The following is a 25,876-nucleotide window of genomic DNA, read 5'->3' on the forward strand; positions in this document are numbered from 1 at the left end:
TACATCTGGCCCGAATTTCGGGCCGTTTCGTCTGACAGCGACCCGCTTCGCTGGGGACGTCGGATGGCGACGGGTATAATTCGCCTCTGAACCTTGTCGTGCCGTGACGGGTCTATTTCCCGAACGGCATGGCTCCGGCGCTCCGGTGCCGCCGTCTTCTTCGCCGTGCCGCGCTCGCCAAAGCGTGGGTTGCACGGTGCCTTCAAGCGCAGATGCCTCTGAGTTTTGCTTCGCTCACTTCGTTTTTCTCATCGCCAATGAAATTCAACGCTTCGCTGTCCCGTGCCGCCGCCGCCGCGGCGATTGTCGCTTATGGCTCGCTCGCTACGCTTCCCGCCCGCGCTCAACAGATCCCGCCGCCGCCGATGTCGGCCAAGGCGTGGACCATTGTCGACGTCACCAGCGGTCAGGTGCTCGCCGCCGGTGACCCGGATGCCCGCGTGGAGCCGGCTTCGCTCACGAAGATCATGACGACGTATCTGGTCTTCGAAGCCCTTCGCGACAAGCGCATCTCGATGGATCAGACCGTCATTCCGGGCGACTCGGTTCGCAAGGTGGGTCGCGACGAATCGCGCATGTTCATCGAAGCCGGCAAGCCGGTCTCGGTGCGCGATCTGGTCTCGGGCATGATCATCCAGTCGGGCAACGACGCCTCCATCGCGCTGGCCGAACTCGTCGGCGGCTCGCAGCCGGGCTTCGTCGAGCTGATGAACCGCGCCGCGCAGCGCATGGGCCTGAAGAACACCCATTACACGAACGTCGACGGTCTGACCGACCCGCAGCACTACACGACGGTCGCTGACATCGCCACGCTGTCGACGCACATGATTCAGGACTTCCCCGAGTACTACAAGATTTACTCGGAGAAGAGCTTCACGTACAACAACATCCGACAGCCGAACCGTAACCGTCTGCTGTCGCTCGACCCGACGGTCGATGGCCTGAAGACCGGCCACACCAAGGAAGCGGGCTACTGCCTCGTGTCGACGGCATCGCGTCCGTTGCCGGGCGCAGCGGGCGTGAACCGTCGCGTGTTGTCGGTGGTCGTGGGCGAGCCGACCGAACGCGCGCGCGTTCAGGACAGCCTCTCGGCGCTGAACTACGGTTATCAGAACTTCGACACACTGCGCGTGTACGGCGCGAATCAGGTCGTGGCCACCCCCAAGGTCTGGAAGGGTAAGGACAGCGAACTGAAGATCGGCGTGAAGAAGGACACCTTCATTACCGTGCCCAAGGGCATGGCCGACAAGATCAAGCCGCAACTCGAACTGCGTGAGCCGCTGATCGCACCGATCGCCAACGGCGCGCAGGTCGGCACCGTCAAGGTCATGGCCGATGGCAAGCAACTGGCCGAATTCCCGGTCGTGGCGCTGGCCGACGTGGCGCAGGCCAGCTTCATCGGCCGTGCATGGGACGCCCTGCGTCTGATGTTCGTGAAGAAGTAACCGGGAAGCCATTCGCATCATGAACAACCCCACCGTCTGGCTCAACGGCGAACTGATTGCGCTTGCCGACGCGAAGATTTCCGTCCTCGACCGAGGTTTCCTCTTCGGGGACGGAATCTACGAAGTCGTGCCGGTCTATCACGGCAAGCCGTTCCGTCTTGCGCAGCATCTCGACCGCCTGGAGCGCAGTCTCGCGGAAATCCGCATCGCGAACCCGTACACGCGTGCCGAATGGGAAGCGCTGTTCGCGCGTCTGTCGGCCACGTGTGCGGCCGATCCGCACAGCGTCTACGTGCAGGTCACGCGCGGTGTCGCGCCGCGTCAGCACACGTTCCCGAAGGACATCACGCCGACCGTGTTCGGCATCGCCACGCCGCTTACGCTGCCGAGCCGCGAGAAGGTGGAGCAGGGCGTCGGCGCGGTCACGCATGAAGACCGTCGCTGGCTGAACTGCCACATCAAGTCGACGTCGCTGCTGGGCAACGTGCTGATGGCGCAATACGCGGCCGATCACGATGTGCAGGAAACGATCCAGTTCCGCGACGGGTTGCTGACGGAAGCGTCGTCGAGCAACGTGTGGGTGATCAAGCACGGTGTAATGGCCGCGCCGCAGCGCGATAATCGGATTCTCGAAGGCATTCGCTACGGCGCGCTCGAATCGTTCGCGCAGGAATGCGGGATCGCGTTCGAGGAGCGTGCGGTGAGCGAAGCGGAAGTGCGCGACGCCGACGAACTGCTGATCACGTCTGCCACGAAGGAAGTGCTGGCTGTCGTCACGCTCGACGGCAAGCCGGTGGGCGACGGCAAGCCGGGCCCCGTCTTCCGCGCGCTTTATGCGGCGTATCAACGCGCCAAGGAGGCACTATGACGGAAGAGAAGAAGAGCCTGATCGAGTTTCCGTGCGACTTTCCCATCAAGGTGATGGGACATGCGCAGGACGGCTTCGCGCAGGCCATCGCGGAGCTGCTGCGCGAGTTCGATGCGCAGTTCGACGCGGCTACGATGGAAATGCGTCCGTCCAGCACGGGCAAGTATCTCGGTCTGACCGTCACGGTGCGCGCGCATTCGCAGGCGCACCTCGACGACATCTACCGCAAGCTGACGTCCCATCCGATGGTGAAGGTGGTGCTGTAAGCGACGTAGTACCGACGCGTGCCCGAGCTTGCCTCAGGCGCGCGTCTTCCGACTTCCGATCCCCGGATCGATCAGGCGTGCGTCGGTGCCCCGTCGTCGGGCAGCTTCGCAGGGTCGAGACCCAGTTGCGCATCGGTCGCCATCTCCCCGGCCGTCGCGGCCATCCCGGCCGCCAGCGCAGCACGGCTCGGCTTCGTCGGACGCTGCCGCGTGTCCTTCACCAGCTCGAACGCCGCCACTTCCTCCAGAAACCACGTCCTGAACGCCTGCACGCGTTTCGTCTCCAGCACGGCTAGCGGACACACGAAGAAGTAATCCCATTCGCACGGCGTATCGACGTCGGACAGCCGCACGAGGCGTCCCGCCATGATGTCGCCGACCGCGAGCGAGCGACGCACCAGCGCCACCCCCTGACCGACGATGGCGGCCTGCGAGAGCATGCCGGAATCCTCGTACATCATCCCTTGCATCGGCTCGGGGATATCGAAACCTGCGGACGCGAACCACGGGGCCCACGGCTCATCTTGCGAGCGCAGCAGCGTGCTTTGGCGAAATTCGTCGGCGGTCTGCGGCAGCTTGCCGTCGTTATAGGATGGACTGCACGCGGGGAAGAAGACGTCGTCGAGCACCTTCTCGATGTGCAGCCCCGGCCAGTTACCCTTGCCCATACGAAGGGCGATGTCGACGTCGTCGCGCTCGAAATCGGTCAACTGCGCGCTGCATCGCAACTCCACTTCCAGTTCCGGATGCCGGTCGATGAAGCGGCCGATGCGCGGGGTCAGCCAGCGACTGGCGAACGACGGCATGGTGGTGAGCACCAGGCGCCGCTCGCTGCGCGTGCCCGCTTGCAGCTTGCGCGTGGCCTGCGCAATGTCGGTGAGGGCGGCCCGGATCGACGCAGCGTACTGACGCCCCGCAGGCGTGATGCTGATGCGCTTGCCGTTGCGGGCGAACAGGATGGTGCCCAGCTCCTGCTCCAACGCGCGAATCTGATGGCTGATTGCGCCGTGTGTGACGAACAACTCTTCCGCCGCACGGGAAAAGCTCTCCAGGCGGGCAGCCGCCTCGAAGGCGCGCAAGGCGCTAAGGTTGGGAAGTCTCCGAAGGTCCATGTGAGTTCTATTCGCAAGGCCGTGAAAATATGTCGTTTGATACGGCGCCTGCCAGTCCCTATGATTCAGTCATTGTCTCGCACTGAGTGGGGGTCGTAAAATGCAAAACAATTTGACAAAGGTTCAGTACTTCTACGGTCTTCGCCCGGGCGAAGTGATCACGCTCGATCTGCACCATGAGCATACGCTCGTCGCACGTGGCTCGTCGGTCTGGGTGACGCGTGCCGGCGATCCGCGCGATTACTGGCTCGCGCCGGGGCAGCGCCTGGCCGTTGAGCCGGGACGCCGCTACTGGGTGTCTGCGGATACGCCCGCCGAGGCTCAACTGGAGCGCGAAGTCTCGCGTCGCTTTCCGGTGATGCGCCTGCTTCGCAAGTGGCTGGCGGGCCGTCGTGCGGCGCGTGAAGCGAATTCCTGCACCTGCGCCGCCTGATATCACTGGCAATCCGATCGATGTGCCGGGCTTCGGCCCGTGAAACCCACGCGCTCCAAGGCGATAGTCGCCGGACGAGCGCGTGTTTCGTTTGGGCCATCGAAGTCCGACCCTCGGTGCTGTTAATCGAATTCACAACAAGACGCGCAATAATCGAATCAAAAGCACAGCGATAACGCGTCGAAACAAGAGAAGTCGTCCCCCGATGAGCCAAGCTTCGCCCCCTGCACCGATGCCGTCCTCCGCCACACCGAACCCGCAAGCCGACGAACGCCTCGGGCGTTTGCTGATGATCGCCGCGATGGTGATCTCCGGCACGATCGGTTACTTCGTGCTGATGTCGGGCCAGCCCGCGCTCAATGTGGTGTTCTTTCGCTGCCTGATCGGCGCGCTCAGCCTGTGCGGCTGGTGTGCGCTTCGCGGTTACTGGCGCGGCTTGCGCATGACACGCTGGCAAGTGGTGAACGTGACCCTTGGGGCGATTACGCTCGTCTCGAACTGGTATTTCCTGTTCACGGCTTACCGGCTGACCTCGGTCGGCATTACGACCGTCGTCTACAACGTCCAGCCGTTCCTGCTGGTGCTCGCCAGTGTGATCGTCACGCGCGAGCGGCCGTCGCTGGCCACGCTGGGCTGTCTGGGTGTGGCGTTCGCCGGGCTGGTGATCCTGGCCGAGCCGGGGGGCGTGCATGGCGCGGGTTATCTGATTGGCGTGGCGAGTGCGCTGGCGGCTGCGTCGCTTTACGCCGCGACCACGCTTTTCACCAAGAAGCTGGCCGGGACGATTCGTCCCGAGATCATCGCTGCGCTGCACATGGTCATCGGGGCGGTCGTTTTCGTCTGGATGGCGGACTTCCAGCATTTGCCGTCTGCACCGCGTGAGGTCGGCGCCATCGTCACGCTGGGCCTTTTCCACACGACGTTCATGTATTTGTTGCTCTACGGGGCGTTTCAGAAGGCGTCGACGTCGAGCCTGGCTGTATTCGGCTTCGTCTACCCCGTGGTCGCCGTGGCGGTGGACTTTCTGGCGTTCGGCATCGTGCTGCACCCGACGCAGTGGCTGGGCGGCGTGATGATTCTGCTCGCGGCCGGGTGGTATGCCCGAGGTCTGGGCGCGGCACCTGCCCGAAAGGCGGCCTGAGGCTGCGGCGCTGACGCCGGTGACCGTTGCGGCCGGGCAACACCGGGCGCCGCGTCCTGCCGGACATGGCTTCGAGCAAGACTGGCGTGGTTTCGCTAAAATTGCGTCCATGACCTCCCCGATCGAAGTTTGCTGGCGCGGCACAGAAGACTACGCCACCTCGTTCGACGCCATGCGCGCGTACACCGATGCGCGTGGCTCGCACGGCCCCGACCAGCTCTGGATCGTCCAGCATCCGCCCGTCTACACGCTCGGACTCGCTGGCGATCCCGCTCACCTGCTCGTTGCCAACACTGGTATCCCGCTCGTCAAAGTCGACCGCGGCGGCCAGATTACGTATCACGGCCCCGGTCAGGTGGTGATCTATCTGCTCGTGGACCTGCGACGCCGCAAGCTCGGCGTACGCGAAATGGTGCGTCTGATCGAGCAGGCGGTGATCGACACCCTTGGGGCGTATAATCTCGACGTTGAGCGCCATGCCGGCGCGCCGGGGATCTATGTGAGCCCGGGCGACGGCACTGTGGCGCATGCCGGCGCGAAAATCGCTGCGCTCGGGTTGAAAATCCGCAATGGCTGTAGTTATCACGGCGTTTCGCTGAACGTCGCGATGGATCTGCGTCCGTTCGACTGGATCAATCCGTGCGGTTACGCCGGTTTGCAAACCGTAGACATGGCCACGCTTGGCGTGGCTCCCCGCTGGGATGAAGTGGCCGCGCGACTGGCGCAGCAACTCGGTCATCACCTCGAACAGCACCCCGCGACGACAGTTGCCGCGCCGCAGGCCGATACGAATTCGGCCGCCAGCGCAGACGCCGCCGCCTGATTGGACGCCTGGAAAGCCCCCATCATGACCACCGTGACTCAGAACGACAGCACGAACAAAGAAGTTCGCACGATCGACGGCGATTACGACGCCACCGCGAAGCAGAAGTCGCAAGCCAAGACGGCGCGCATTCCGATCAAGATCGTGCCGATCGAGCGCCTGAAGAAGCCGGACTGGATTCGCGTGAAGGCGGCCACTCATACCTCCCGTTTCTACGAGATCAAGCAGATCCTGCGCGAGCACAATCTGCACACGGTCTGTGAAGAGGCGAGCTGCCCGAACATCGGCGAGTGCTTCGGTAAAGGCACGGCTACGTTCATGATCATGGGCGACAAGTGCACGCGCCGTTGCCCGTTCTGCGACGTCGGCCACGGTCGCCCGGACCCGCTGGACGTCGACGAGCCGCTGAACCTCGCGAAGACCATCGCCGCGATGCGTCTGAAGTACGTCGTGATCACCAGCGTGGACCGTGACGACCTGCGCGACGGCGGTGCCCAGCACTTCGTCGATTGCATCCGCCACGTGCGTGAGCTGTCGCCGTCGACCCGCATCGAAATCCTGACGCCGGACTTCCGTGCGCGTCTGGACCGCGCTCTGGGCATTCTCAATGCCGCACCGCCCGATGTGATGAACCACAACCTCGAAACGGTGCCGCGTCTGTATAAGGAAGCGCGCCCCGGCTCGGACTACCAGCACTCGCTCACGCTCCTCAAGGAGTTCAAGGCGCAGCATCCGGACGTCTCGACGAAGTCGGGCCTGATGGTCGGTCTGGGCGAGACGGACGAAGAAATTCTTCAGGTGATGCGCGACATGCGCGCACACAACGTCGACATGCTTACGATCGGTCAGTACCTGCAACCGTCGGAGCACCACCTGCCGGTGCGCCGTTACGTGACGCCCGACACGTTCAAGATGTTCGAGGAAGAAGCGTACAAGATGGGCTTTACCCACGCGGCCGTGGGCGCGATGGTGCGTTCGAGCTATCACGCCGACGTGCAGGCGCACGAAGCAGGTGTGGCCGACGCCATCTGAGCGGAGTCCTTCCGGCACCCGTCCGGACGAAAGCATCACGAAAGCGGATCGTCGAAAGACGGTCCGTTTTTTTTCGTCCGTTGTTAGCCCGACCCCCATACTCAATTACGGGACGTCACAAGTCGCGCCCGGTTTAATAGCCGATACGCACCACGGGCATCCCCGGATGCCGACTAACGCGTTCGAATGCCTACGATACGCACCGCCATTTGCAACGATCGTCGCCGAACGGCCAGCGTTACCCCCTCCCGCCAGCTTCATCTCCCTCGAAATATGTTGTAACAACCGTCACCTTGTGGCGCCGGGTGCGTTGTTCCAGAATATTGAAACTTTGTTTTGCTTGGCAAAACACTGCGCACGTCATGGTTATTGGGCGAGCGGATGTTCCGGATGCACGCCAGGAGGCAGCATGTCCCGTCAGGTCACTGAGGGCCGATTTTTCGTTGAAGCACCGCAAGGTGGCGCAGTGCGCCACGGGGGGCACTTGCCTCTGGTGATCGACGCGCCTCACAGCGGCCATGTGCTCCCGCCGGACTTCGACACCATCGCCCCGACCGCCGCGATCCTCGCTTGCGGCGACGCCTATGTCGACGAACTCTGGTCCGTCGCGACGCATCATGGCGCCACGCTCGTCGCAGCGCTTTTCCCGCGCGCCTATATCGATCCGAATCGCGCCGAGCACGACATCGACCCCGAATTGCTGGCGAGCCTGTGGCCGCACGATGCGCGTCCGCAAGGCTATAGCGAGCGTGGCGTCGGTCTGCTGCACCGGTTTGCTGCTCCCAACGTACCGCTCTACGACCGCCGCCTGACGGTGGCCGAAGTCGAGCGACGGATTCACGACTACTACGTGCCGTATCGCCACGCGCTGCGCGATGCACTCGATTCTGCGTGGCAGCGTCACGGCGTGGTCTGGCATCTGGACTGCCATTCGATGCGCTCGCGCGGCGGCGCACTCGATCCCGATGCCGGTATGGCGCGCCCCGACGTACTGGTGAGCGACGGCGACGGCACCACCGCAGACCCCGCGTTTTCGCGCTGGGTGATGGCCGAATTCACGCGTCTGGGATTGCGCACCGCATACAACGTGCCGTACCGAGGTGGCGATCTGGTGCGTCATTTCGGACGCCCCGCCGAGCGACGTCACAGCGTGCAGATCGAACTGAATCAGGCGCTTTATCTGAACGAATCTAGCGGCGAGAAGCATGACGGCTTTTCGACGCTGCAATCGCAACTTGGCCAATTTGCGGCGGCGCTTGCCGCCTATGCCGAACAACATAGCGAGGAAGTTTGAGATGGACTACACAGTCGCTTCGGTCGACACGGCGCTTTCGCTGCTGTCGCTGGTCGGGGAGTGCCCCGGCCTGGGTGTGACGGAACTGGCGCAGCGCGCCGGCCTGAACAAGTCGCGGGCGTTTCGTCTGCTGGCGACGCTCGAACAGCACCGCTGGGTGGTTCGCGAGGGCAGTCCGGTGACCTACGTGCTGGGTGCGCAGGCATTGGTACTCGGCGTGGCAGGCCATGAACAGGTCAACCTCGTGAAGGTCGCCCATCGTCACCTGCAAGCACTCAACCGTGCGCTCAACGAGAACATCCAGTTGCGCGTGCGCGACGGTCTCGAATCGCTGTGCGTTGCCCGCGTGGAATCGACGCACGAACTGCGCGTGCATGGCGTGGTCGGCAACCGTCGCCCGTTGTACGTCGGCGCGTCGGGCCGCGTGCTGCTGGCTTTTGCGTCGGACGACGTCCGTGCGCAAGTGCTGGGTCGTCCCCGCAAGCGCTTCACGGCGGGTACGCTGATCGAGCGCGACGAACTGGCGGCCGAACTGCTGAACGTGCGTCGTCAGGATTGCGCGGTGAGCTTTGGTGAACTCGCGCCGGAAGCCGTCTCGGTCGCGGTGCCGGTGCGCGACGCGTCGGGTGAGGTGATTGCCTCGCTGTCGGCCTCGGGCCCGTCGTCGCGCATGACGCGTGCGTTGCTACCCGATATCTCGTCGCGTCTGTCGGCCTGTGCCGCAGAGATCTCGGCCGCACTGGGCTATCACACGCCGGTCCCGGAAGCGCTTTCCGCCTAAGTGCGCTGAGCGCAACCTGCGGGGCGAGCAACCGATGACGGTTGCGCAACCCCGCCGGAATCAGAACCTCCCATCGAAGGCCCTGCCGCCACAGGCAGGCGCTTTCAAGGGAGGTTTGTCTATTTCAACGGTCCGTTGTGACGCATCGAGCCTCGGACTCACCCGGCCTTAACGCGTGATAACGCGTGAAATCTCCCAATTCCCCGAGATTTTCCGGAAAACCAGAAACAATCTGTGCTTGCTTTCCGATTTTCCGTATAAGCGATCATCGGGTTTTCCACAGCTTCCCACAATAAAATCAAGCACTTGCATCGCTAGCATAAGTATTGCTTTCTATCGCGCGTGCTGCCGTCGTTTCCGAATTCCCATGGGAATTCCGGAAACCCAGAGCAAGCCGTTCTAATAAAGAGAGGAGACCTTATGTTCAAGCAATGCCTTGCCGCCGCTGCGCTGTGTGCAGCTTCGCTACACGCTTTTGCCGACGATCTGGTGCGTCTGGGGAACCTGAAGTTCGCCCACTACGGCGCCGTGTCGTACATGAAAGTGATTGGACCGAAGTACGGCCTGAAGATCGAGGAACGGATGTTCGCCAAGGGCGTGGACATCATGCCGGCCATCGTGGCCGGTCAGATCGACGTGTCGGCAAGCGCGCTTGATGCCGCTATCGCAGGTCGCGCTCAGGGCGCACCGATCTACGCGGTGGCCGGTTTCGCCAAGGGCGGCGTGCGTCTCGTGGCGAAGAAGGGACTGCCGGTCACCAAGGTGGCCGATCTCAAGGGCAAGAAGGTGGGCGTGGCCCGTGGCGGTGCTCAGGAAATGATTCTGTACGCAGAACTGGCGAAGGCCGGTCTGACGTGGTCGGATCAGCCGGGCAAGGACGTGCAGATCATGTTCATGGCCTTCGCCGATCTGAATCAGGCACTGGCCGCTGGCAGCATCGACGCGATGTGCCAGTCGGAGCCGCAAGCCTCGCAAGCCATCAACAAGGGCTTCGGCGTGGAAATGCTCAAGCCGTACGACACGCCCATCGGCGAGCCGGTGCGTGCGCTCGTGATCACCGAGAAGCTCTATAAGGAAAAGCCGGACGTTGCCCAACGTCTGATGTACGCGTTCGTCGAAGCGACCGATTACTTCATCAAAAACCCGAAGGCGGCCGAGAAGTACGTTCGCGAGGACATGTTCAAGAACCAGATCACGGAGCAGGACTTCACGGACGCCATCGGCAACTCGCCGTATAGCTACGACCTGAGCCTCTCGCACGTGCAACTCACGACCGACCTGATGAAGAAGTACGGCGTGGGCAAGTTGCAGGATCCGGTGCCGCAGGCGGGAGACTGGGTCAAGCTCGACCTCCTCGCCAAGGCGAAAGCCAAGCTGAACATTAAGTAAGGCGAGGCGAAAGGATGTCCGCAGTGCTCCCCCATTCGGGTGCTTCACGCGCCGCGCGTATGCTGCGCGGCGTGCTGATCCCTGTCGCGGTCGTGGTGATCTGGCAGATCGTCACCGGCCTCGGCTGGATCAACCCGATCATTCTCCCGTCGCCGCTCGCTGTTGTGACCAAGTGGTGGCAATACCTCAAACCTACCGTGGCGATGGCCGAAGGCTTCGGCGCGTGGCTCGAATCGAGCGAACTGCTCATGGACGCCACGCATAGCCTTTACCGCGTGATCATGGGCTTCATCGTGGGCGCAGGCATTGCGCTGCCGCTCGGTCTGCTCATGGGCACGAGCACGCGCGTCTACGGCCTGTTCAACCCGCTGGTGCAAGTGGTGCGTCCGATTCCCCCGATCGCGTACATTCCGCTGGCCATTCTCTGGTTCGGTCTGGGCAATCCCCCCGCGTTCTTCCTGATCGCACTGGGCGCGTTCTTCCCGGTGCTGATGAACACGATTGCCGGTGTGCGTCACGTCGACGGCATCTATCTGCGTGCCGCGCGCAATCTAGGCGCGGGTCAGCTCACGATCTTCCGTCGCGTGATTCTGCCTGCGGCCACGCCCTACATCCTGTCGGGCGTGCGTATCGGTATCGGCACGGCGTTCATCGTTGTGATCGTGGCCGAGATGATCGCCGTGAACAACGGTCTGGGCTATCGCATTCTGGAAGCGCGCGAGTACATGTGGTCGGACAAGATCATCGCCGGGATGCTGACCATCGGTCTGCTCGGTCTGGTGATCGACCTCGGCATGGATCGTCTCAACAACCACCTGCTCAAGTGGCACCGTGGTCTGGAAACCAAGTGAGGCGACTGACATGCTGATTCAAATCGATCACGTCAACAAACAGTTCCCGATTCCCGGCGGCGTCGTCGACGCGCTCAAGGACATCGACCTGAACATCAACGCAGGCGAGTTCGTCTGCCTGCTCGGCCCGTCGGGTTGCGGCAAGTCGACGTTGCTCAACGCACTCGCCGGCTTCGTGCAACCGACGTCGGGTGCGATTCGCATCAACGGGCGTGCCGACGCCGCCGCCGAGCCGGGCCCGGATCGCGGCATGGTGTTCCAGGAGTACGCACTGTTCCCGTGGATGACCGTGGCGCAGAACGTGGCGTTCGGTCTCGAAATCAAGGGCATGAAGCGCGCCGAGATCAACGAGCGCGTGAACCTGCTGCTCGGCAAGCTCAACCTGCGCGAGTTTCGCGACCGCTATCCGCGCGATCTCTCGGGCGGCATGCGTCAGCGCGTGGCGATTGCCCGCGTACTCGCGCTCGACAGCCCGATCATGCTTATGGACGAGCCGTTCGGCGCGCTCGACGCCCTCACGCGTCGCACGTTGCAGGACGAGTTGCTGCGCATTTGGGAGGAATTCAGGAAGACGATCATTTTCGTCACACACAGTATCGAGGAGTCGATCTATCTGGCCGACCGGGTCGTCGTCATGACGTACCGGCCGGGCACGGTCAAGCGGGACGTGGTCATCGAACTACCCCGTCCGCGCGACACGGCAGGCAGCGAATTCAATGAATTGAAGAAGGAGCTGGCCCAGATGGTGATGGAGGAGCAAATGCGCTTTGCGCAAAGCGAGATTCGCGGCGTCACCGCGGATTAATAAGAAGGGCGGTGGCTTGCCCCGCCGCCTGAAGAGGAAACAACATGCAAACCCAGACCAAAAAACCCTTTTACCGCATCCTGTACGTGCAGGTGCTGTTTGCCATTGTCGTCGGCATTCTGCTCGGGCACTTCCGGCCCGATCTGGCCGTCGAGATGAAGCCGCTCGGTGACGCGTTCATCAAGCTCATCAAGATGATCATCGGTCCGGTGATCTTCTGTACGGTTGTGACCGGTATCGCCGGTATGGAAGACATGAAGAAGGTCGGCCGCGTTGGCGGCAAGGCGCTGATCTACTTCGAAGTCGTCTCGACGCTCGCACTCGTGATCGGCCTGGTCGCCACGCACGTGCTCAAGCCGGGCGCTGGCTTCAATGTCGACATCAGCACGCTCGATCCGAAGGCAATCGCGGGCTACGCCGCGAAGGCTGCACACGGCGACACGTTCACCGACTTCCTGCTGCACCTGATTCCGAACACGATCACCGACGCGTTCGCCAAGGGTGAAATCCTTCAGATCCTCGTGATCGCAATCCTGTTCGGCGCAGCGCTGGGCATGATCGGTGAGCGTGGTCGCGTGGTGACGGGCTGGATCGACAGCGTGTCGGGCGTGCTCTTCCGTGTTGTGCACATCATCACCAAGGTCGCTCCGCTGGGCGCTTTCGGTGCGATGGCCTTCACCATCGGCAAGTACGGTATCGCCTCGCTGGTGCCGCTCGCCAAGCTGATGGGTACGTTCTACCTGACGTCGTTCCTGTTCGTGATCGTCGTGCTGGGTCTGATCGCCAAGTTCACCGGCTTCTCGATCTTCCGCTTCCTCGCGTACATCAAGGAAGAACTGCTGATCGTGCTGGGTACGAGCTCGTCGGAAGCTGCGCTGCCGCACCTGATGGAAAAGATGGAAAAGGCCGGTTGCTCGAAGTCGGTGGTGGGTCTCGTGATCCCGACCGGTTACTCGTTCAACCTTGACGGCACGAACATCTACATGACGATGGCCGTGCTGTTCATCGCACAAGCGACGAACATCGACCTGACCTGGGGCCAACAGCTCACGCTGCTCGCCGTGGCGATGCTGACGTCGAAGGGTGCTTCGGGCGTGACCGGCGCAGGCTTCATCACGCTGGCCGCAACGCTGGCTGTGATCCCGACGATTCCGGTCGCCGGGATGGTGCTGATTCTCGGTATCGACCGCTTCATGAGCGAATGCCGTGCGCTGACGAACATTTGCGGCAACGGTGTCGCGACGATCGTCGTGTCGGCCTGGGAAAAGGAACTGGACCGCAAGAAGCTGGCCGAAGCCATGTCGGGCAAGCAAGGTCCGGAACTGGCCTGACGGCCGGCGGCAGGGGCGGGCGGTGCTGCGCGTGATGTGTTTCGCGCGACACTGCCGACCGGTTCGCCGGCTCCCTGCCAACCTGTATCGACCGTACGTTCGCCACCGGGCGGCGCGGCACAGGCACAATAGCGCCTGAGCTTCGCCGCCCGGTGGTCCTTTGAGCATCTCACGCAACACCTTGTGCCCCAATGGCCACCCCGCACGACAACACGATCCGCGCCCGCCACGCCCACGGCAGTCACGCACCCCAAGGTGCCGCTGCGCCCGTGAGCCATAAGGACGGGAAGGACGCAGTGGGCAATCGGCGCGACGAAGTCCCCATCGATCTCGAGAGGACCGTCCCGATGCGCCGTTGGTCATGGATCGTCGTCATGTTGCTGGCGAGTGTCCTGTTTTGCTGGTTGACGTACGCCCTGAGCTGGCAGCGGGGTGTGGCCGACCTGCGCGTGAATGCCGGCGCGCGCGTCGAGCGTTACGCAGGCAGCCTGCGTAGTACCGTCGACCGCTACGAATTTCTTCCGTATCTGCTCTCGCTGCACCCGTACGTGCACGACCTGTTGCTCAATCCGAAAGACAAGGCCGTCGTGCAGCGGGCCAACGATTATCTGTTCGACGTCAATCAACGCGCCAAGGCATCGGCCGCGTACGTGATCGACGCGAACGGTCTGGCACTCGCCGCGAGCAACTGGCGAGAGAAGGCCACGTTCGTCGGACAGGAGTACCGCTTTCGTCCGTATTTCATCGACGCTATCAAAGGTGCTTTCGGCCGCTTTTACGGTGTGGGGACGACCTCCGGTGAGCCAGGGTATTTCGTCTCACAGCCGATTCTCGTCGATGGTCAGATCCACGGCGTGGTCGTGGTAAAGCTGAACCTGGAGTGGTTCCAGCGCGCGGGGGCAGATGCCTCCGAGCCCGTTGTCGTGGCCGACGACCACGGCGTGATTTTCCTGTCGTCCGAGCCGCGCTGGCAATATCGTTCGCTCACGCCGCTCGCCCCGGCCGTGAAGGCCGCGCTCGACAGCACGCGCCAGTATTACAACCAGAACGTCACGCCGCTCGCATGGAGCGAGGACGAACGGCTCGATGCCGACGGCGAGGTCGTGACGGTGCACGACGGCAGAGGCGTGGGCAAGAACCGGCGCTTTCTCGCCGTGCAGCGCAAGCTGGGCGAGCCCGACTGGACGCTCATGTACTTCGCGCCGCTCGATCAGGTGATCGCCAATGCACGGATCGCGGCGGTAGCCGCGGCGTGTCTGGCGGCGTTTACTTGTTTGCTGGGCGTGGCGTGGAATCAGCGACGTCAGCGTGTGCGCGACATGCTCAAGAGCCGCGAACTGTTGCAGTCCGCCTATGCCGAACTGGGCGAGCGTGTCGCCGAGCGCACGGCCGATCTGCAATCCGCCAACGAGCGTTTGCAAACGGAAGTGCAGGAGCGCTCGCGCACCGAACACGAATTGCGCGAGGCACAGAGCGAACTCGTGCAGGCATCGAAACTCGTGGCGCTGGGGCAGATGGCCGCCGGTATCACGCATGAACTCAACCAGCCGCTCTCGGCGCTGCGCAGTTTCTCGGACAATACGCGCGTGCTGATCGAGCGCCGTGAGTACGACGCCGCGCAGGAGAACCTCGAAGCCATCGCGTCGCTCACCGACCGTATGGGCAAGATCACCGGGCAGTTGCGTCTCTTTGCGGGGCGCGCGCGGCGTGGTGACATGGAAGCTTCGGTGCAACGAGCGCTGGACAATACGCTGATGCTGCTGCGCGTACGTCTGGCCGGTATTCAGGTGACGACCACCTTCGCGCGCGGCCTGGACGATGTGCAGGTGGCGTGCGAGGGCTTGCGCCTTGAGCAGGTGTTGATCAATCTGGTCGGTAACGCCATCGACGCCGTGGTGGGGGCAGCTCACCCGCAAGCCTCGCCGTCGATATGGATCGACGTGGACGCGGACGACCTGTGGGCGCGCATTTATGTGCGCGACAACGGGCCGGGCATTTCGGAGGCACATATGCCGCGTCTGTTCGAGCCGTTTTTCAGTACCAAGGAGGGCGGTCAGGGCATGGGGCTCGGACTCGCAATTTCGTCATCCATCGCACAAGAGAACGGCGGCCAGTTGGTCGCCCGCAACGTTCCGGGCGGTGGGGCTGAATTTCTCGTGACGCTGCGCCGCGTGCAACGCACCGGCGCGACAATCGCATGATGTACAAGAACCTCCAGATCCTATTTGTCGAAGACGACGAACTCGTGCGGCGTGCCACGCTGCAAAGCCTGCAACTCGCCGGGCTCGATGCCTTCGGACTTGCCTCGGCAGAGGCGGCGCGAGAGCGCATCACGCCGGACTTCGCCGGTATTGTCGTGTCGGACATTCGTCTGATCGGCATGAGCGGGCTCGAATTGCTCGCGCATCTGCGTCAGCACGCGCCGGAAGTGCCGGTCATTCTCGTCACAGGTCATGGCGATATTTCGATGGCGGTGCAAGCCATTCGCGACGGCGCTTACGACTTCATCGAGAAACCCTTCGCGCCGGACCGTCTGATCGAGTCGGCCAAGCGTGCGCTGGAAACGCGCAAGCTCATGCTGGAGAATCAGGCGCTGCGTCGTGAGTTGGCGGAGCAGGGCGGACGCGCCTCGCGCATCATCGGACGTAGCCCGTCGATGGAGACGTTGCGCACGTTGATCGCCAACGTCGCCATGACGGATGCCCCGGTGCTCATCAACGGCGACACCGGCACCGGCAAGGAGCTGGTCGCGCGTAGTCTGCACGAGTTGTCGCGTCGCCGCGATGCACCGTTCGTCGCGCTGAACTGCGGCGCATTGCCCGAGGCGATCTTCGAGAGCGAGATGTTCGGTCACGAGGTCGGCGCGTTTACCGGCGCGGCGAAACGTCGTATCGGCAAGCTGGAACATGCGTCGGGCGGCACGTTGTTTCTCGACGAGATCGAGAGCATGCCCGCCGCGTTGCAGGTGAAGTTGCTGCGCGTGTTGCAGGATGGCGTGCTGGAGCGCCTCGGATCGAACCAATCGATTCGTGTGGACTGCCGCGTGGTGGCGGCCGCCAAGGGCGACATGGAAGCGCTCGTGCGCGAGGGGACGTTCCGTCGCGACCTTTACTACCGTTTGAACGTGGTGACGCTTGCGCTGCCACCGCTGCGCGAGCGTCGTGAAGACATCCTGCCGCTGTTCGAACATTTCATGCTCGATGCGGCCGTGCGTTACGGACGCCCCGCGCCGGTGGTGTCGGACCGGATGCGTCAGGAGTTGCTGCAGTCGGACTGGCCGGGCAACGTGCGCGAGTTGCGCAACGCGGCCGACCGTCTGGTGCTGGGTGTGGCGAGCGCGCCCGAAGGGGAGTCGCTCGCACCGCTGCCGCTCAAGGAGCAGGTGGAACGGTTCGAGCGGGCCGTGCTTCAGGAGGCGCTGGAACACAGCAAGGGCAACGTGGCAGCGACGGCCGAGGCGTTACATGTGCCGAAGGCAACGCTGTACGAAAAACTCAAGCGCTACGGCTTGCATACGCGCGGGCACGGCGAGGGGGGAGACGGGCGCTGAGTCGTTGTTGGCGCGTTTCAGTTCCCGTATCCCCGGCATCCCAGGTATCCCCCCTATCGACGTCGCAGTGAGGTCAAATCAGGTCGACCTTTCCGCTACCGAGGCGGTACACGCCGCCTATGATCTTTAGCGCGCCTTTCGCCTCCGCATCTCGCAAGATGGTCGACGCGGCACGCAGCGCGCTCACGTTATCCGACACGTTTTGCGAGACGGCTGCTGCCAGTCGGTCGGGTGCCTTATCGACTTTGCGCACCGTCGGCAGCATTTGTTCAACGATAGCCTGGATGCTGCCCGGATAGGTCGTCCCTTTGGTGTGCGCGCTGAGTGCGGCATCGACGGCGCCACATTTGTCATGCCCCAGCACGACGATGAGCGGCACCTTGAGCACAGCGACGGCGTATTCGAGACTACCGGTCACGTCGGTGCTGACGATATTGCCCGCGACGCGCGTGGTGAACAGGTCGCCGCGCACGCTATCGAATGCGTACTCCGGCGCGACGCGCGAGTCTGCGCAACTCAGCAGCGCTGCATAAGGGTTTTGTCCTTCCGTGAGCGCTTTACGCTCGGACGCGAAATCATGACGACGCATGAGCCCGGCGACATATCGCGCGTTGCCCTCTTTTAGTCGGGCGATGGCGTCGTCCGGTGAGACGATGTTATGCGGTTTGGGGGGCGTCTTGGCAGCCCAAGCGGAGGTCGAGATGCTGCTCGTCAATCCTGTGATCGTGGCGGCCAATGCACTCGAACCGCGAAGGAAAAGACGTCGCGTCGAAGGTTGCGCCACCGGGGATTTCGTCTCGCACATCTTGCACCGTCCTAAAAGCAGGTATTGGGGGGAGATGCATTTTTGCATGCGTCTTGTCCGGTGAATTGCCACCGGTTGTGCGACGTTTTGAGTGCATCGCCGGGACAAGATGTACCGGCAAGTGTTTGAGACTTTGCGTCCGTCCCGACGCGCTGAGAAATTTGGGAAGTTGCTTGCGTATTTCGTCCCAGTCTTCTGCTTTTGTGCAATGACGGGCGAACAATGCATGTGCTGCCGGAAAACAAAAAGCGCCCTATACGACTATAGGGCGCTTTTTTGTCTTCAGAGAATCGCGCGGGTGGTGTCCCGCAATCAAGCCGATGATTTAGGCTTGTTTTGCGAGTGCGGTCTCGATGAGTTTGTTGAGTTCCGCATACTCGGGCTCGCCGACGTATTGCTTGAGCACCTTGCCGTTGCGATCCACGACGAACGTCGTCGGCGTGAGCTGGACGTTGCCGTATTGTTTGGCGACGCTGCCGTCGGAGTCCATTGCGACCTTGAACGGCAACTGACGCGACTGCGCGTAGTTCATCACGTACATCGGCGGGTCATAGCTCATGGCCACTGCGACAAACTCGAGCCCCTGGCCTTTGTACTTCTCGTACGTCTTCACCATCGTCGGCATTTCCTTCATGCACGTGACGCAGCTCGTCGCCCAGAAGTTGACCAGATAAACCTTGCCCTTGAGTTGTTCGGTGCCGAGCTTCTGACCCGAGAGCAGCGTGAACGTCGCTTCGGGCGCACGCTTCTGACCGGCGAACGTGAAGTACGCGGCGATCGCCACGGCGGCGATAACCACGACGGCGAGGATCTTGCCGATGGGAGACTTGCGGGAGGTCGTAGCGCTCATGACACAGCCGTGTGGGTAGTGGAGTTCGTTGGGGGGGCAGAGATACGCCGTTTTGACGTCGATCCGCCCTCGAATTGCCACCGATTCTACTCTGAATCTCAGCGCGTCGTGGCGCCGCTGCCCGGGTGCAGACGGGTGCGTCCGCGTTCGATGGCGTCGTCGAGATACGCGCCGTAGAAGTCCGGCAGACCTGCGCCGATCAACGGGTCTGCGACGGGGCGTCCGCTGGTATCGAGGAACAAAACCGTCGGCGACACCTTGACGCCATGGGCACGCGCCCACGCAACGCCGGTGGTCGTCGTGCCATCGAAATTGCGCACGGGTGTCGTGCTGTCCATGCCGATTTCGCGCACTTCATATTTGCCGCTGCGCACGAGCGGGGCCAACTCACGTTGACGGATCGGGCCGCAATAGACGCAGTCCCGCAACGACACGAGCACGATCAGCGGCGCGTCGAGCGAGGCCGCGCGACGCGCGTGCGCCGCGAAGTCGGTAGCCAGCGGCACGGCCGCCTGCTGTTTGGCCGCTGTCTTGTTGTCGAGCGGTTTTGCCGCCGCGCCCTCATGCGGATAGGTGACGCCGGTTGCCTGTGCGAGAACCAACGTCGAGGCGGGGGACGTCGGGTGTCCTACAGACGGGTTGACGCCGTCGTTAGCGCTTGGCGTGCCTGGTGACGCGAAAGCGGTGACCGTCGCGATGATCGGCAGTGTGATCACAGCGCTGGCGATCAGGGACTTCAGCGCCCGTGCGCGTCCCATCGCCCGCGGTAAAGCAGCCGGGGCCGTTGGGGCGGACGAGGTAAGGGACTCGGGAGCGCAGGCGTGTGTCATGCCGCAGATGATACCGGGAACCGCGCCGTGCCGTTTTTCCCTGCTGCACCGCATGGCGGATAATGGCGGCTCCCCTTTCTCCAACCTCACTGACGTCTATGAACCGCGTTGTCCGTGTCTGCGCTCTGCTTGCCGTGACCGTCGCGACCCTCGTGATGGCCGCGTGCTCCCCTCGCTACGATTGGCGTGAGGTCCACGACAAGGATGGCGCGTACGCCGTGACCTATCCCGCCAAGCCGACGCAAGACGAGCGCGAGGTGAAGTTCGCCTCCGGGCCGCTGCCGATGCGCATGCAGGCCGCGCGCGTCGACGCTGCGCTCTTCGCGGTGGGTGTGGTCACGCTTCCCAGCGATGACGCCACGCTGCGCCAGACCGTCGTCGACGAACTGCAACACGGCTTGCTTGCCAATGTGAACGAGCGGCAGGTGTCGCCCTCGCAAGTGATGGTGCGTCAGGCGGGCGATGCGCCGTCGCTTCCCGGCATGGCGGTCTCTGCGCAGGGCATGGCGAGCGACAAAGCGGAACGCTACGTCTCTGCCCGTTTCGTCGGACGTGGCAACCACGTCTATCAGGTTGTCGTCATGGGAACGAAGGCACCCGGCAAGGAACAAGTCGACCAGTTTCTGGACTCTTTCACGCTGGAGTGAGTCGAGGCGTACAAGTCCTCGTCACGGCGACGCGAGTTACGAGCGAGGAACAGATCGCCCCGTTTCCTGATTCGTTCGTGTTTGTGCTGGGCACCTCCTGCTATTCCTCCGTCTGCGCTTGGCTGCGAGTGGGTATCGTCGTTCACCCCGGTGCCTCTCGATATTGCACCGCCTCGGCGATGTGAAACGCATCGATCGCGTCGCACCCGGCGAGGTCCGCGATGGTGCGCGCCACGCGCAACACCCGGTGGTAAGTGCGTGCCGACCAGTGATGTTGCGTCACCGCGCGGTGCAGAACCTCCTGCGCTCCCGGTTGCAATGGACATTGCGCTTCAAGCGCTCGATTCGACAGACCGCAGTTCAACTGACCCTGACGCGCCAGCTGGCGCGTCTGCGCTTGCCTCACGCGCATCGCCACGACTTCGCTGTGCTCGCCGGTGGCCGGGGCGGCGAACGTCTCCGCGCTAAGCGCGGGTACTTCCACATGCAGGTCGATGCGATCGAGCAGTGGGCCCGACAGGCGATTGCGGTAACGGGCCACCGCGTCGCTCGTGCATCGGCAGTTGCTCGACGGGTGCCCCAGATCCCCGCATGGACACGGGTTCATCGCCGCCACGAGTTGAAAGGCTGCGGGAAACGTGGCGTGTCCCCCTGCGCGAGAAATCGTGACGTGCCCCAGTTCCAGCGGTTCGCGCAGCACTTCCAGGACACGACGCTGAAACTCCGGCAATTCGTCGAGGAACAACACGCCGCGATGCGCCAGACTGATCTCTCCCGGACGCGGCGTGCTACCGCCACCTACAAGCGCCGCTGCCGATGCCGTGTGATGCGGTGCCCGAAAGGGACGTCGTCCCCAATGCCGCATGTCGAAGCCCTGTGCGCTCAGGCTCGCGAGCGTTGCCGCCTCCACGGCCTGCGATTTGGTCAGCGGCGGCAACAGTCCGGAGAGCCGCGTAGCCAGCATCGATTTACCTGTACCGGGTGGCCCATAAAGCAAAAGATGATGGCCGCCCGCAGCCGCGACTTCCAACGCTCGTTTGGCATGCTCCTGTCCCTTGATATCGATCATGTCGGCGATTTCGCGCTCCGGGGGCGCTGCGCCGTGCACGTCCGCGCGCGCAACGTTGCGCATTCCTGAGCGCTTACCGCCGCTGTCGAAGGCTGTCGTGTCATCGGTCGCGTCGGGCGATGCCGTCACGACGGCACGTGGGAGCGGTATCGCGACATCCGGCTCCGCGAGGTGGGCACAGACGTCGAGCAATGCGCGCGCGCCATAGACCGTGGCGTCTTCCACGAGCGCTGCTTCCTGCGCGCTCCCGGCAGGAAGCACCAGCGCGCGTGACGATGGCTCCGACGCCATCGCGCTCGCCATCGCCAGCCCGCCGCGAATGGGGCGCAACTCGCCAGTCAGCGACAACTCCCCCGCGAACTCGTGCGTGCGTAGCCCAGCCTCCGGCAACTGACCGCTCGCCGCCAGAATGCCGAGCGCAATCGGCAAATCGAAGCAACCTGAGGCCTTGGGCAGATCGGCGGGGGCCAGATTGATGGTGATGCGTCGCGCGGGGAATTCGAATCGGCTGTTCTGCAAGGCGGAGCGCACCCGCTCGCGGCTTTCCTTCACTTCGGTATCGGGCAGCCCGACCAGCGACAGGCCCGGCAAGCCGTTTGCCAGATGGACCTCGACCGTCACCGGTCGCGCCGACATTCCCGTGATCGCACGGCTACTCACCACTGCCAATGACATGACATCCCCCCCGAAAGCGCAGATCGCGCCGATTTCAGATTGCAACGCGTCAGACGTGTTGCCTCGATGTCGTCGATGGTCGGCCTTTAGCGCGGTAATGCGCAATGCTATATCCGCGCAAATGCGCGACTGCGGAACGTTTTGGGGAGGGAGGCGATGGGTACCCGGAATTGCCCGTCAGTCAGCTAAGACAATTCCGATAGTGATTTGCGAATGTGTGAGATTCGCGAGGACGGGGCGGGCAACGCGCGTACGAGCGAGCGTCCCCATGTAACAAGGGGCGCTTTCGCGCCCCTTTGGATCGTCAGTCTTGCGCTTCGCTGCGCAGGCTTTCGAGCTCGGCCACGCGCTTTTCCAGCGCTTCGAGCTTTTCGCGTGTGCGAGCGAGCACTTGCGCCTGCACGTCGAATTCCTCGCGCGTCACCAGATCGAGTTTGGTGAAGCCCTGACCCAGCAGGCTTTTGACGTTGCGCTCGATATCCTTGGCGGGCGATTGCTTGAGCATCTCGCTCACCTTGGCTTGCATGTCTTGCAGGATCTCGTTCGGTTTCATAAGCCTTCCTCTCGTCGTTTCTCTGCACCGATGTGGTGCTTGCACCGTCAACGTGCTTCGTCGTGCCAGCCAGACCGGTGCAACGTGGTGCATTCCGGCGCGGCCTCTCAATGTTGGCGCAACTCTAACACCGTTTTTTGCGCCCAGCCACTCAAGCGGCCCGGCCAGCCGCGCCCGCGTGCCCTTTTGACACGATTTACCGCGCTTTGTTGTTCCTGGCTGTCGTTTGCACGCCTCACGTCCCCCCGAATTTTGCCAATTTTTTATCCCGAAATTCGTATCTTGCGCGTCGCAGCATACGCGGTCGAAGGACCTGGCACGGGAGTTGCTCTACCCAGTTCAGAACCTGCCGCACGCTGTACTAAGACGTGGAACGTCAACTTAAGGGGAAAGTGATGAGAAAAGTGTCAACTGCGATGGCTGGCTTTGTGTTCCTTGGTGCAATGACGGCGTCTGCCGGCGCATTTGCGCAAGCGGCCGCCGAAGGCGCCGCACCGGCAGCAGCACCCGCAGCACCACCGGCCGACGCAGCTGCGGCTGCCGCCGAACCGCTGACGATTACCGCCAACGTCGGTCTGTTCTCGGATTACCGCTTCCGCGGCATTTCGCAAACGGCCAAGCGTCCGGCGATTCAGGGCGGTTTCGATATCGCGCACGAGTCCGGTCTGTACGCCGGTGTGTGGGCGTCGAACATCAGCTGGATTTCGGATGGTAATCCCGCCGTCAGCGCACCCATCGAGATGGATTTCTATGGTGGCTGGAAGAAAGAAATCATTCCCGACTGGACCATCGATGTCGGTGGTTTGCAGTACTACTACCCGGGCACTTATCCGTCCGGCCAGTTTTACGCACGCCCGCATACGTTCGAGCTGTATGCCGCGGTGGGCTGGAAAACCGTAACGCTGAAGTATTCGCACTCGATGACCCGTCTGTTCGGTCTTACGAGCCCTGACGGTCAGGACACGACCAACAGCGGCTATCTCGACCTGACGGGCACCTACGATATCGGCTTCTGGGGTCTCTCGGCCGTCGGACACGTGGGTCATCAGTGGGTGCACAACTTCAGCGCCGCAAGTTACACCGACTGGAAGATCGGCCTGTCCAAGGACCTGGGCAAGAACTTCAGCGTGTCGGTCTCCTACATCGATACGAACGCCGACGAGAAGTACTACACCGCCGCGAATTCCGGCAAAGTGCTTTCCAAGGCGACGGTCGTCGTAGGGTTGTCGAAGACATTCTAAGGAGCGACTCATCATGAAGCTGATTACCGCAATTGTGAAACCCTTCAAGCTCGACGAGGTGCGTGAAGCCCTCTCGAACATCGGCGTGGCAGGGATTACGGTGACCGAAGTCAAAGGCTTCGGCCGCCAGAAGGGCCATACCGAACTGTATCGGGGCGCAGAGTATGTCGTCGATTTTCTGCCGAAGGTGAAGATCGAGGCGGTAATCGGCGACGCCTTGCTCGATCAGGCGATCGACGCCATCGAGCAGGCGGCCCGTACCGGCAAGATCGGCGACGGCAAGATTTTCGTGTCCAACGTCGAGCACGTGGTCCGTATCCGTACTGGAGAGACCGGCGAAGACGCGCTGTAAAGGTCCCACATAAGAGACAACAATCATGAAAAAACTACTTGCCAAACTCCTGCTCGCCGCCGCCTTCACGGGTGTCGTGGGCCTCGGCGCCAGCGCCGCACTGGCCCAGGACGCTTCGGCGCCTGTCGCCGCTTCGGAATCCGCTGCACCCGCACCCGCCGCGGCTGCCGCAACGCCAGCGGCCGCACCCGCACCTGCTGCACAAGCCGCTGCGCCGGCCGCTCCTGCGGCTGCGCCCGTGCCGCCAAACAAGGGCGACACGGCCTGGTTGCTGACCTGTACCGCGTTCGTGATTCTCATGACGCTGCCCGGTCTGGGCCTGTTTTACGGCGGTCTGGTCCGCTCGAAGAACATGCTTTCAGTGCTGATGCAGTGTTTCATCATCTTCTCGCTGGTAGTCGTCCTCTGGGCGATCTACGGCTATAGCATCGCGTTCACCGAAGGCGGGGCGTTCTTCGGCGGCTTCGATCGCTTGTTCCTCAAGGGAATGACGCCGGACTCGGTGGCGGCCACGTTCAGTAAGGGCGTGAATGTGCCGGAGTATGCGTACATGGCGTTCCAGGCTGCGTTCGCCGCGATTACCTGCGCGCTGATCGTCGGTGCTTTCGCTGAACGCGCCAAGTTCTCGGCCGTGCTGTTGTTCACCGTCATCTGGTTCACGTTCTCGTACCTGCCGATGGCGCACATGGTCTGGTTCTGGGCCGGTCCGGATGCCTACATCGACGCGGCAGCGGCTGACGCGGCCAATGCCCACGCTGGCTGGCTGTTCCAGAAGGGCGCGCTCGACTACGCTGGTGGCACGGTGGTGCACATCAACGCGGCTATCGCAGGGCTTGTGGGTTCGTACATGGTTGGCAAGCGCGTCGGTTTCGGAAAGGAAGCCTTCAAGCCGCACTCGCTCACGATGACGATGATCGGCGCGTCGCTGCTCTGGTTCGGCTGGTTCGGCTTTAACGCCGGTTCGGGTCTGGAAGCGAACGGCGGTGCCGCACTCGCCTTCGTCAACACTTTGCTCGCCACCGCTGCTGCCACGCTGTCCTGGACGGCAGGTGAATGGATCGGCAAGGGCAAGCCGTCGATGCTGGGTGGTGCGTCGGGTGCCGTGGCCGGTCTGGTGGCGGTGACGCCGGCAGCGGGCTTCGTCGGTCCGATGGGCTCCATCGTGCTCGGTTTGATCGCCGGTCTCGTATGCCTTTGGGGTGTGAACGGTCTGAAGCGCCTGCTCAAGGCCGACGATGCGCTCGACGTGTTCGGCGTGCATGGCGTGGGCGGCATGCTCGGCGCGATTCTGACGGGCGTGTTCGCCGCGCCGTCGCTCGGCGGCACGGGGATCTACGACTACGTTGCCAACAAGGTCGCACCGGATTACTCGATTGCGGGGCAGGTCTGGATTCAGTTCCAGGGCGTGCTGACCACGCTCGTGTGGTCGGGGGTCGTCGCCTTCATCGCCTTCAAGATTGCCGACATCGTGCTGGGTCTGCGTGTGCCGGAAGACGAAGAGCGTGAAGGTCTGGATATCACCTCGCACGGCGAATCGGCTTATCACAACTGAAGCAACAACTGATGCAACAACTCAGGCCGCTGAATTCGCCTGAGTGACATCTGTCTCATCGCACCGTTTAGCCCCGGCTTTCGTCCGGGGAAAGCCCGGGAGCGTCGGCGAGTCGGCAAGGACTCGCCGACAACGGCCAGACGGCCCGTCCCGGGTGACGCGAGAGGAGTTGCCGGAAGCC

25 protein-coding genes are annotated in these 25,876 nt (G+C 62.9%); 19 read left to right on the top strand and 6 right to left on the bottom strand.

What is annotated here, in order from left to right:
* Positions 1 to 128 precede the first annotated feature (128 nt).
* Genes PCO31010_RS10030 through PCO31010_RS10040 form a run of 3 tightly spaced genes read left to right on the top strand, consistent with a single transcriptional unit; the run spans position 129 to position 2,579 of the window.
* Positions 129 to 1,445 (top strand): D-alanyl-D-alanine carboxypeptidase family protein, encoded by a 1,317-nt coding sequence (locus PCO31010_RS10030; RefSeq protein WP_425495010.1) that lies wholly within the window; start codon positions 129 to 131, stop codon positions 1,443 to 1,445.
* A gap of 19 nt (positions 1,446 to 1,464) precedes the next feature.
* On the top strand, positions 1,465 to 2,313 hold the full coding sequence (locus PCO31010_RS10035) for a D-amino acid aminotransferase (protein WP_150664101.1): 849 nt from the start codon (positions 1,465 to 1,467) through the stop codon (positions 2,311 to 2,313).
* The gene (locus tag PCO31010_RS10040; protein WP_150575326.1) at positions 2,310 to 2,579 is read left to right on the top strand and encodes an HP0495 family protein; all 270 of its coding nucleotides are present in this window, start codon (positions 2,310 to 2,312) and stop codon (positions 2,577 to 2,579) included. The genes PCO31010_RS10035 and PCO31010_RS10040 overlap by 4 nt, the downstream gene beginning before the upstream one ends.
* A gap of 71 nt (positions 2,580 to 2,650) precedes the next feature.
* Here the strand turns inward: PCO31010_RS10040 and PCO31010_RS10045 are convergent, their stop codons facing one another.
* A complete protein-coding gene (locus tag PCO31010_RS10045; protein ID WP_150664102.1) occupies positions 2,651 to 3,691 on the bottom strand; it encodes a transcriptional regulator GcvA in 1,041 nt (346 codons plus the stop codon).
* 100 nt (positions 3,692 to 3,791) lie between these two features.
* Here PCO31010_RS10045 and PCO31010_RS10050 point away from each other — a divergent pair, with 100 nt between their 5' ends.
* From PCO31010_RS10050 to PCO31010_RS10105, 12 genes are all read left to right on the top strand, one after another.
* Positions 3,792 to 4,124, top strand: a complete 333-nt coding sequence (locus PCO31010_RS10050; protein ID WP_150664103.1) for a DUF2917 domain-containing protein — start codon at positions 3,792 to 3,794, stop codon at positions 4,122 to 4,124.
* A 205-nt stretch (positions 4,125 to 4,329) separates the two neighbouring features.
* Positions 4,330 to 5,265, top strand: coding sequence for a DMT family transporter (locus PCO31010_RS10055; protein WP_150664104.1), 936 nt, complete (start codon positions 4,330 to 4,332; stop codon positions 5,263 to 5,265).
* Positions 5,266 to 5,374: 109 nt separating this feature from the next.
* Positions 5,375 to 6,088, top strand: a complete 714-nt coding sequence (gene lipB, locus PCO31010_RS10060; protein WP_150664105.1) for a lipoyl(octanoyl) transferase LipB — start codon at positions 5,375 to 5,377, stop codon at positions 6,086 to 6,088.
* Positions 6,089 to 6,112: 24 nt separating this feature from the next.
* Positions 6,113 to 7,120, top strand: a complete 1,008-nt coding sequence (lipA, locus tag PCO31010_RS10065; RefSeq protein ID WP_039402093.1) for a lipoyl synthase — start codon at positions 6,113 to 6,115, stop codon at positions 7,118 to 7,120.
* Between the two features lie 409 nt (positions 7,121 to 7,529).
* Positions 7,530 to 8,414, top strand: a complete 885-nt coding sequence (locus PCO31010_RS10070; protein ID WP_150664106.1) for an N-formylglutamate amidohydrolase — start codon at positions 7,530 to 7,532, stop codon at positions 8,412 to 8,414.
* 1 nt (position 8,415) lies between these two features.
* Complete coding sequence (locus PCO31010_RS10075; protein ID WP_046290609.1) at positions 8,416 to 9,195, top strand: IclR family transcriptional regulator; 780 nt, start codon at positions 8,416 to 8,418, stop codon at positions 9,193 to 9,195.
* A gap of 420 nt (positions 9,196 to 9,615) precedes the next feature.
* Positions 9,616 to 10,584, top strand: coding sequence for an ABC transporter substrate-binding protein (locus PCO31010_RS10080; RefSeq protein ID WP_150664107.1), 969 nt, complete (start codon positions 9,616 to 9,618; stop codon positions 10,582 to 10,584).
* Positions 10,585 to 10,598: 14 nt separating this feature from the next.
* On the top strand, positions 10,599 to 11,435 hold the full coding sequence (locus PCO31010_RS10085) for an ABC transporter permease (RefSeq protein ID WP_052252453.1): 837 nt from the start codon (positions 10,599 to 10,601) through the stop codon (positions 11,433 to 11,435).
* Positions 11,436 to 11,445: 10 nt separating this feature from the next.
* Complete coding sequence (locus PCO31010_RS10090; RefSeq protein WP_150664108.1) at positions 11,446 to 12,240, top strand: ABC transporter ATP-binding protein; 795 nt, start codon at positions 11,446 to 11,448, stop codon at positions 12,238 to 12,240.
* A 44-nt stretch (positions 12,241 to 12,284) separates the two neighbouring features.
* Positions 12,285 to 13,571, top strand: coding sequence for a dicarboxylate/amino acid:cation symporter (locus tag PCO31010_RS10095; RefSeq protein ID WP_150664109.1), 1,287 nt, complete (start codon positions 12,285 to 12,287; stop codon positions 13,569 to 13,571).
* Between the two features lie 191 nt (positions 13,572 to 13,762).
* Complete coding sequence (locus PCO31010_RS10100) at positions 13,763 to 15,772, top strand: sensor histidine kinase (protein WP_150664110.1); 2,010 nt, start codon at positions 13,763 to 13,765, stop codon at positions 15,770 to 15,772.
* Positions 15,772 to 17,121, top strand: coding sequence for a sigma-54-dependent transcriptional regulator (locus PCO31010_RS10105; protein ID WP_150664224.1), 1,350 nt, complete (start codon positions 15,772 to 15,774; stop codon positions 17,119 to 17,121). The genes PCO31010_RS10100 and PCO31010_RS10105 overlap by 1 nt, the downstream gene beginning before the upstream one ends.
* 73 nt (positions 17,122 to 17,194) lie before the next feature.
* Here the strand turns inward: PCO31010_RS10105 and PCO31010_RS10110 are convergent, their stop codons facing one another.
* From PCO31010_RS10110 to PCO31010_RS26945, 3 genes are all read right to left on the bottom strand, one after another.
* The gene (locus PCO31010_RS10110; RefSeq protein ID WP_246184530.1) at positions 17,195 to 17,905 is read right to left on the bottom strand and encodes a carbonic anhydrase; all 711 of its coding nucleotides are present in this window, start codon (positions 17,903 to 17,905) and stop codon (positions 17,195 to 17,197) included.
* Between the two features lie 346 nt (positions 17,906 to 18,251).
* Positions 18,252 to 18,776: a TlpA disulfide reductase family protein gene (locus PCO31010_RS10115; protein ID WP_150664112.1), complete on the bottom strand. Its 525-nt coding sequence runs from the start codon at positions 18,774 to 18,776 to the stop codon at positions 18,252 to 18,254.
* Positions 18,777 to 18,874: 98 nt separating this feature from the next.
* Positions 18,875 to 19,534, bottom strand: coding sequence for a thioredoxin domain-containing protein (locus tag PCO31010_RS26945; RefSeq protein ID WP_246184531.1), 660 nt, complete (start codon positions 19,532 to 19,534; stop codon positions 18,875 to 18,877).
* A gap of 170 nt (positions 19,535 to 19,704) precedes the next feature.
* Here PCO31010_RS26945 and PCO31010_RS10125 point away from each other — a divergent pair, with 170 nt between their 5' ends.
* Complete coding sequence (locus PCO31010_RS10125; protein WP_150664113.1) at positions 19,705 to 20,253, top strand: hypothetical protein; 549 nt, start codon at positions 19,705 to 19,707, stop codon at positions 20,251 to 20,253.
* A gap of 142 nt (positions 20,254 to 20,395) precedes the next feature.
* On the opposite strand, the gene PCO31010_RS10130 is transcribed toward PCO31010_RS10125, so the two are convergent.
* Together PCO31010_RS10130 and PCO31010_RS10135 are read right to left on the bottom strand one after the other, a co-directional pair.
* Entirely contained in the window at positions 20,396 to 21,997 is a 1,602-nt protein-coding gene (locus PCO31010_RS10130; RefSeq protein ID WP_150664114.1) for a YifB family Mg chelatase-like AAA ATPase, read from the bottom strand.
* A gap of 304 nt (positions 21,998 to 22,301) precedes the next feature.
* Positions 22,302 to 22,550 carry an accessory factor UbiK family protein gene (locus PCO31010_RS10135; RefSeq protein WP_150664115.1) on the bottom strand — a complete coding sequence of 83 codons (249 nt, stop codon included), beginning with the start codon at positions 22,548 to 22,550 and terminating at the stop codon, positions 22,302 to 22,304.
* Positions 22,551 to 22,945: 395 nt separating this feature from the next.
* On the opposite strand from PCO31010_RS10135, the gene PCO31010_RS10140 reads away from it, so the two are divergent.
* From PCO31010_RS10140 to amt, 3 genes are read left to right on the top strand one after another with little or no spacing between them, the layout of a single operon-like run.
* On the top strand, positions 22,946 to 23,791 hold the full coding sequence (locus PCO31010_RS10140; RefSeq protein ID WP_150664116.1) for a TorF family putative porin: 846 nt from the start codon (positions 22,946 to 22,948) through the stop codon (positions 23,789 to 23,791).
* Positions 23,792 to 23,804: 13 nt separating this feature from the next.
* Positions 23,805 to 24,143 (top strand): P-II family nitrogen regulator, encoded by a 339-nt coding sequence (locus PCO31010_RS10145; protein WP_010804740.1) that lies wholly within the window; start codon positions 23,805 to 23,807, stop codon positions 24,141 to 24,143.
* Between the two features lie 25 nt (positions 24,144 to 24,168).
* Positions 24,169 to 25,695: an ammonium transporter gene (gene amt, locus PCO31010_RS10150; RefSeq protein WP_150664117.1), complete on the top strand. Its 1,527-nt coding sequence runs from the start codon at positions 24,169 to 24,171 to the stop codon at positions 25,693 to 25,695.
* Positions 25,696 to 25,876: the final 181 nt, after the last annotated feature.

It is taken from the genome of Pandoraea commovens, from assembly GCF_902459615.1.
GTDB lineage: Bacteria > Pseudomonadota > Gammaproteobacteria > Burkholderiales > Burkholderiaceae > Pandoraea > Pandoraea commovens.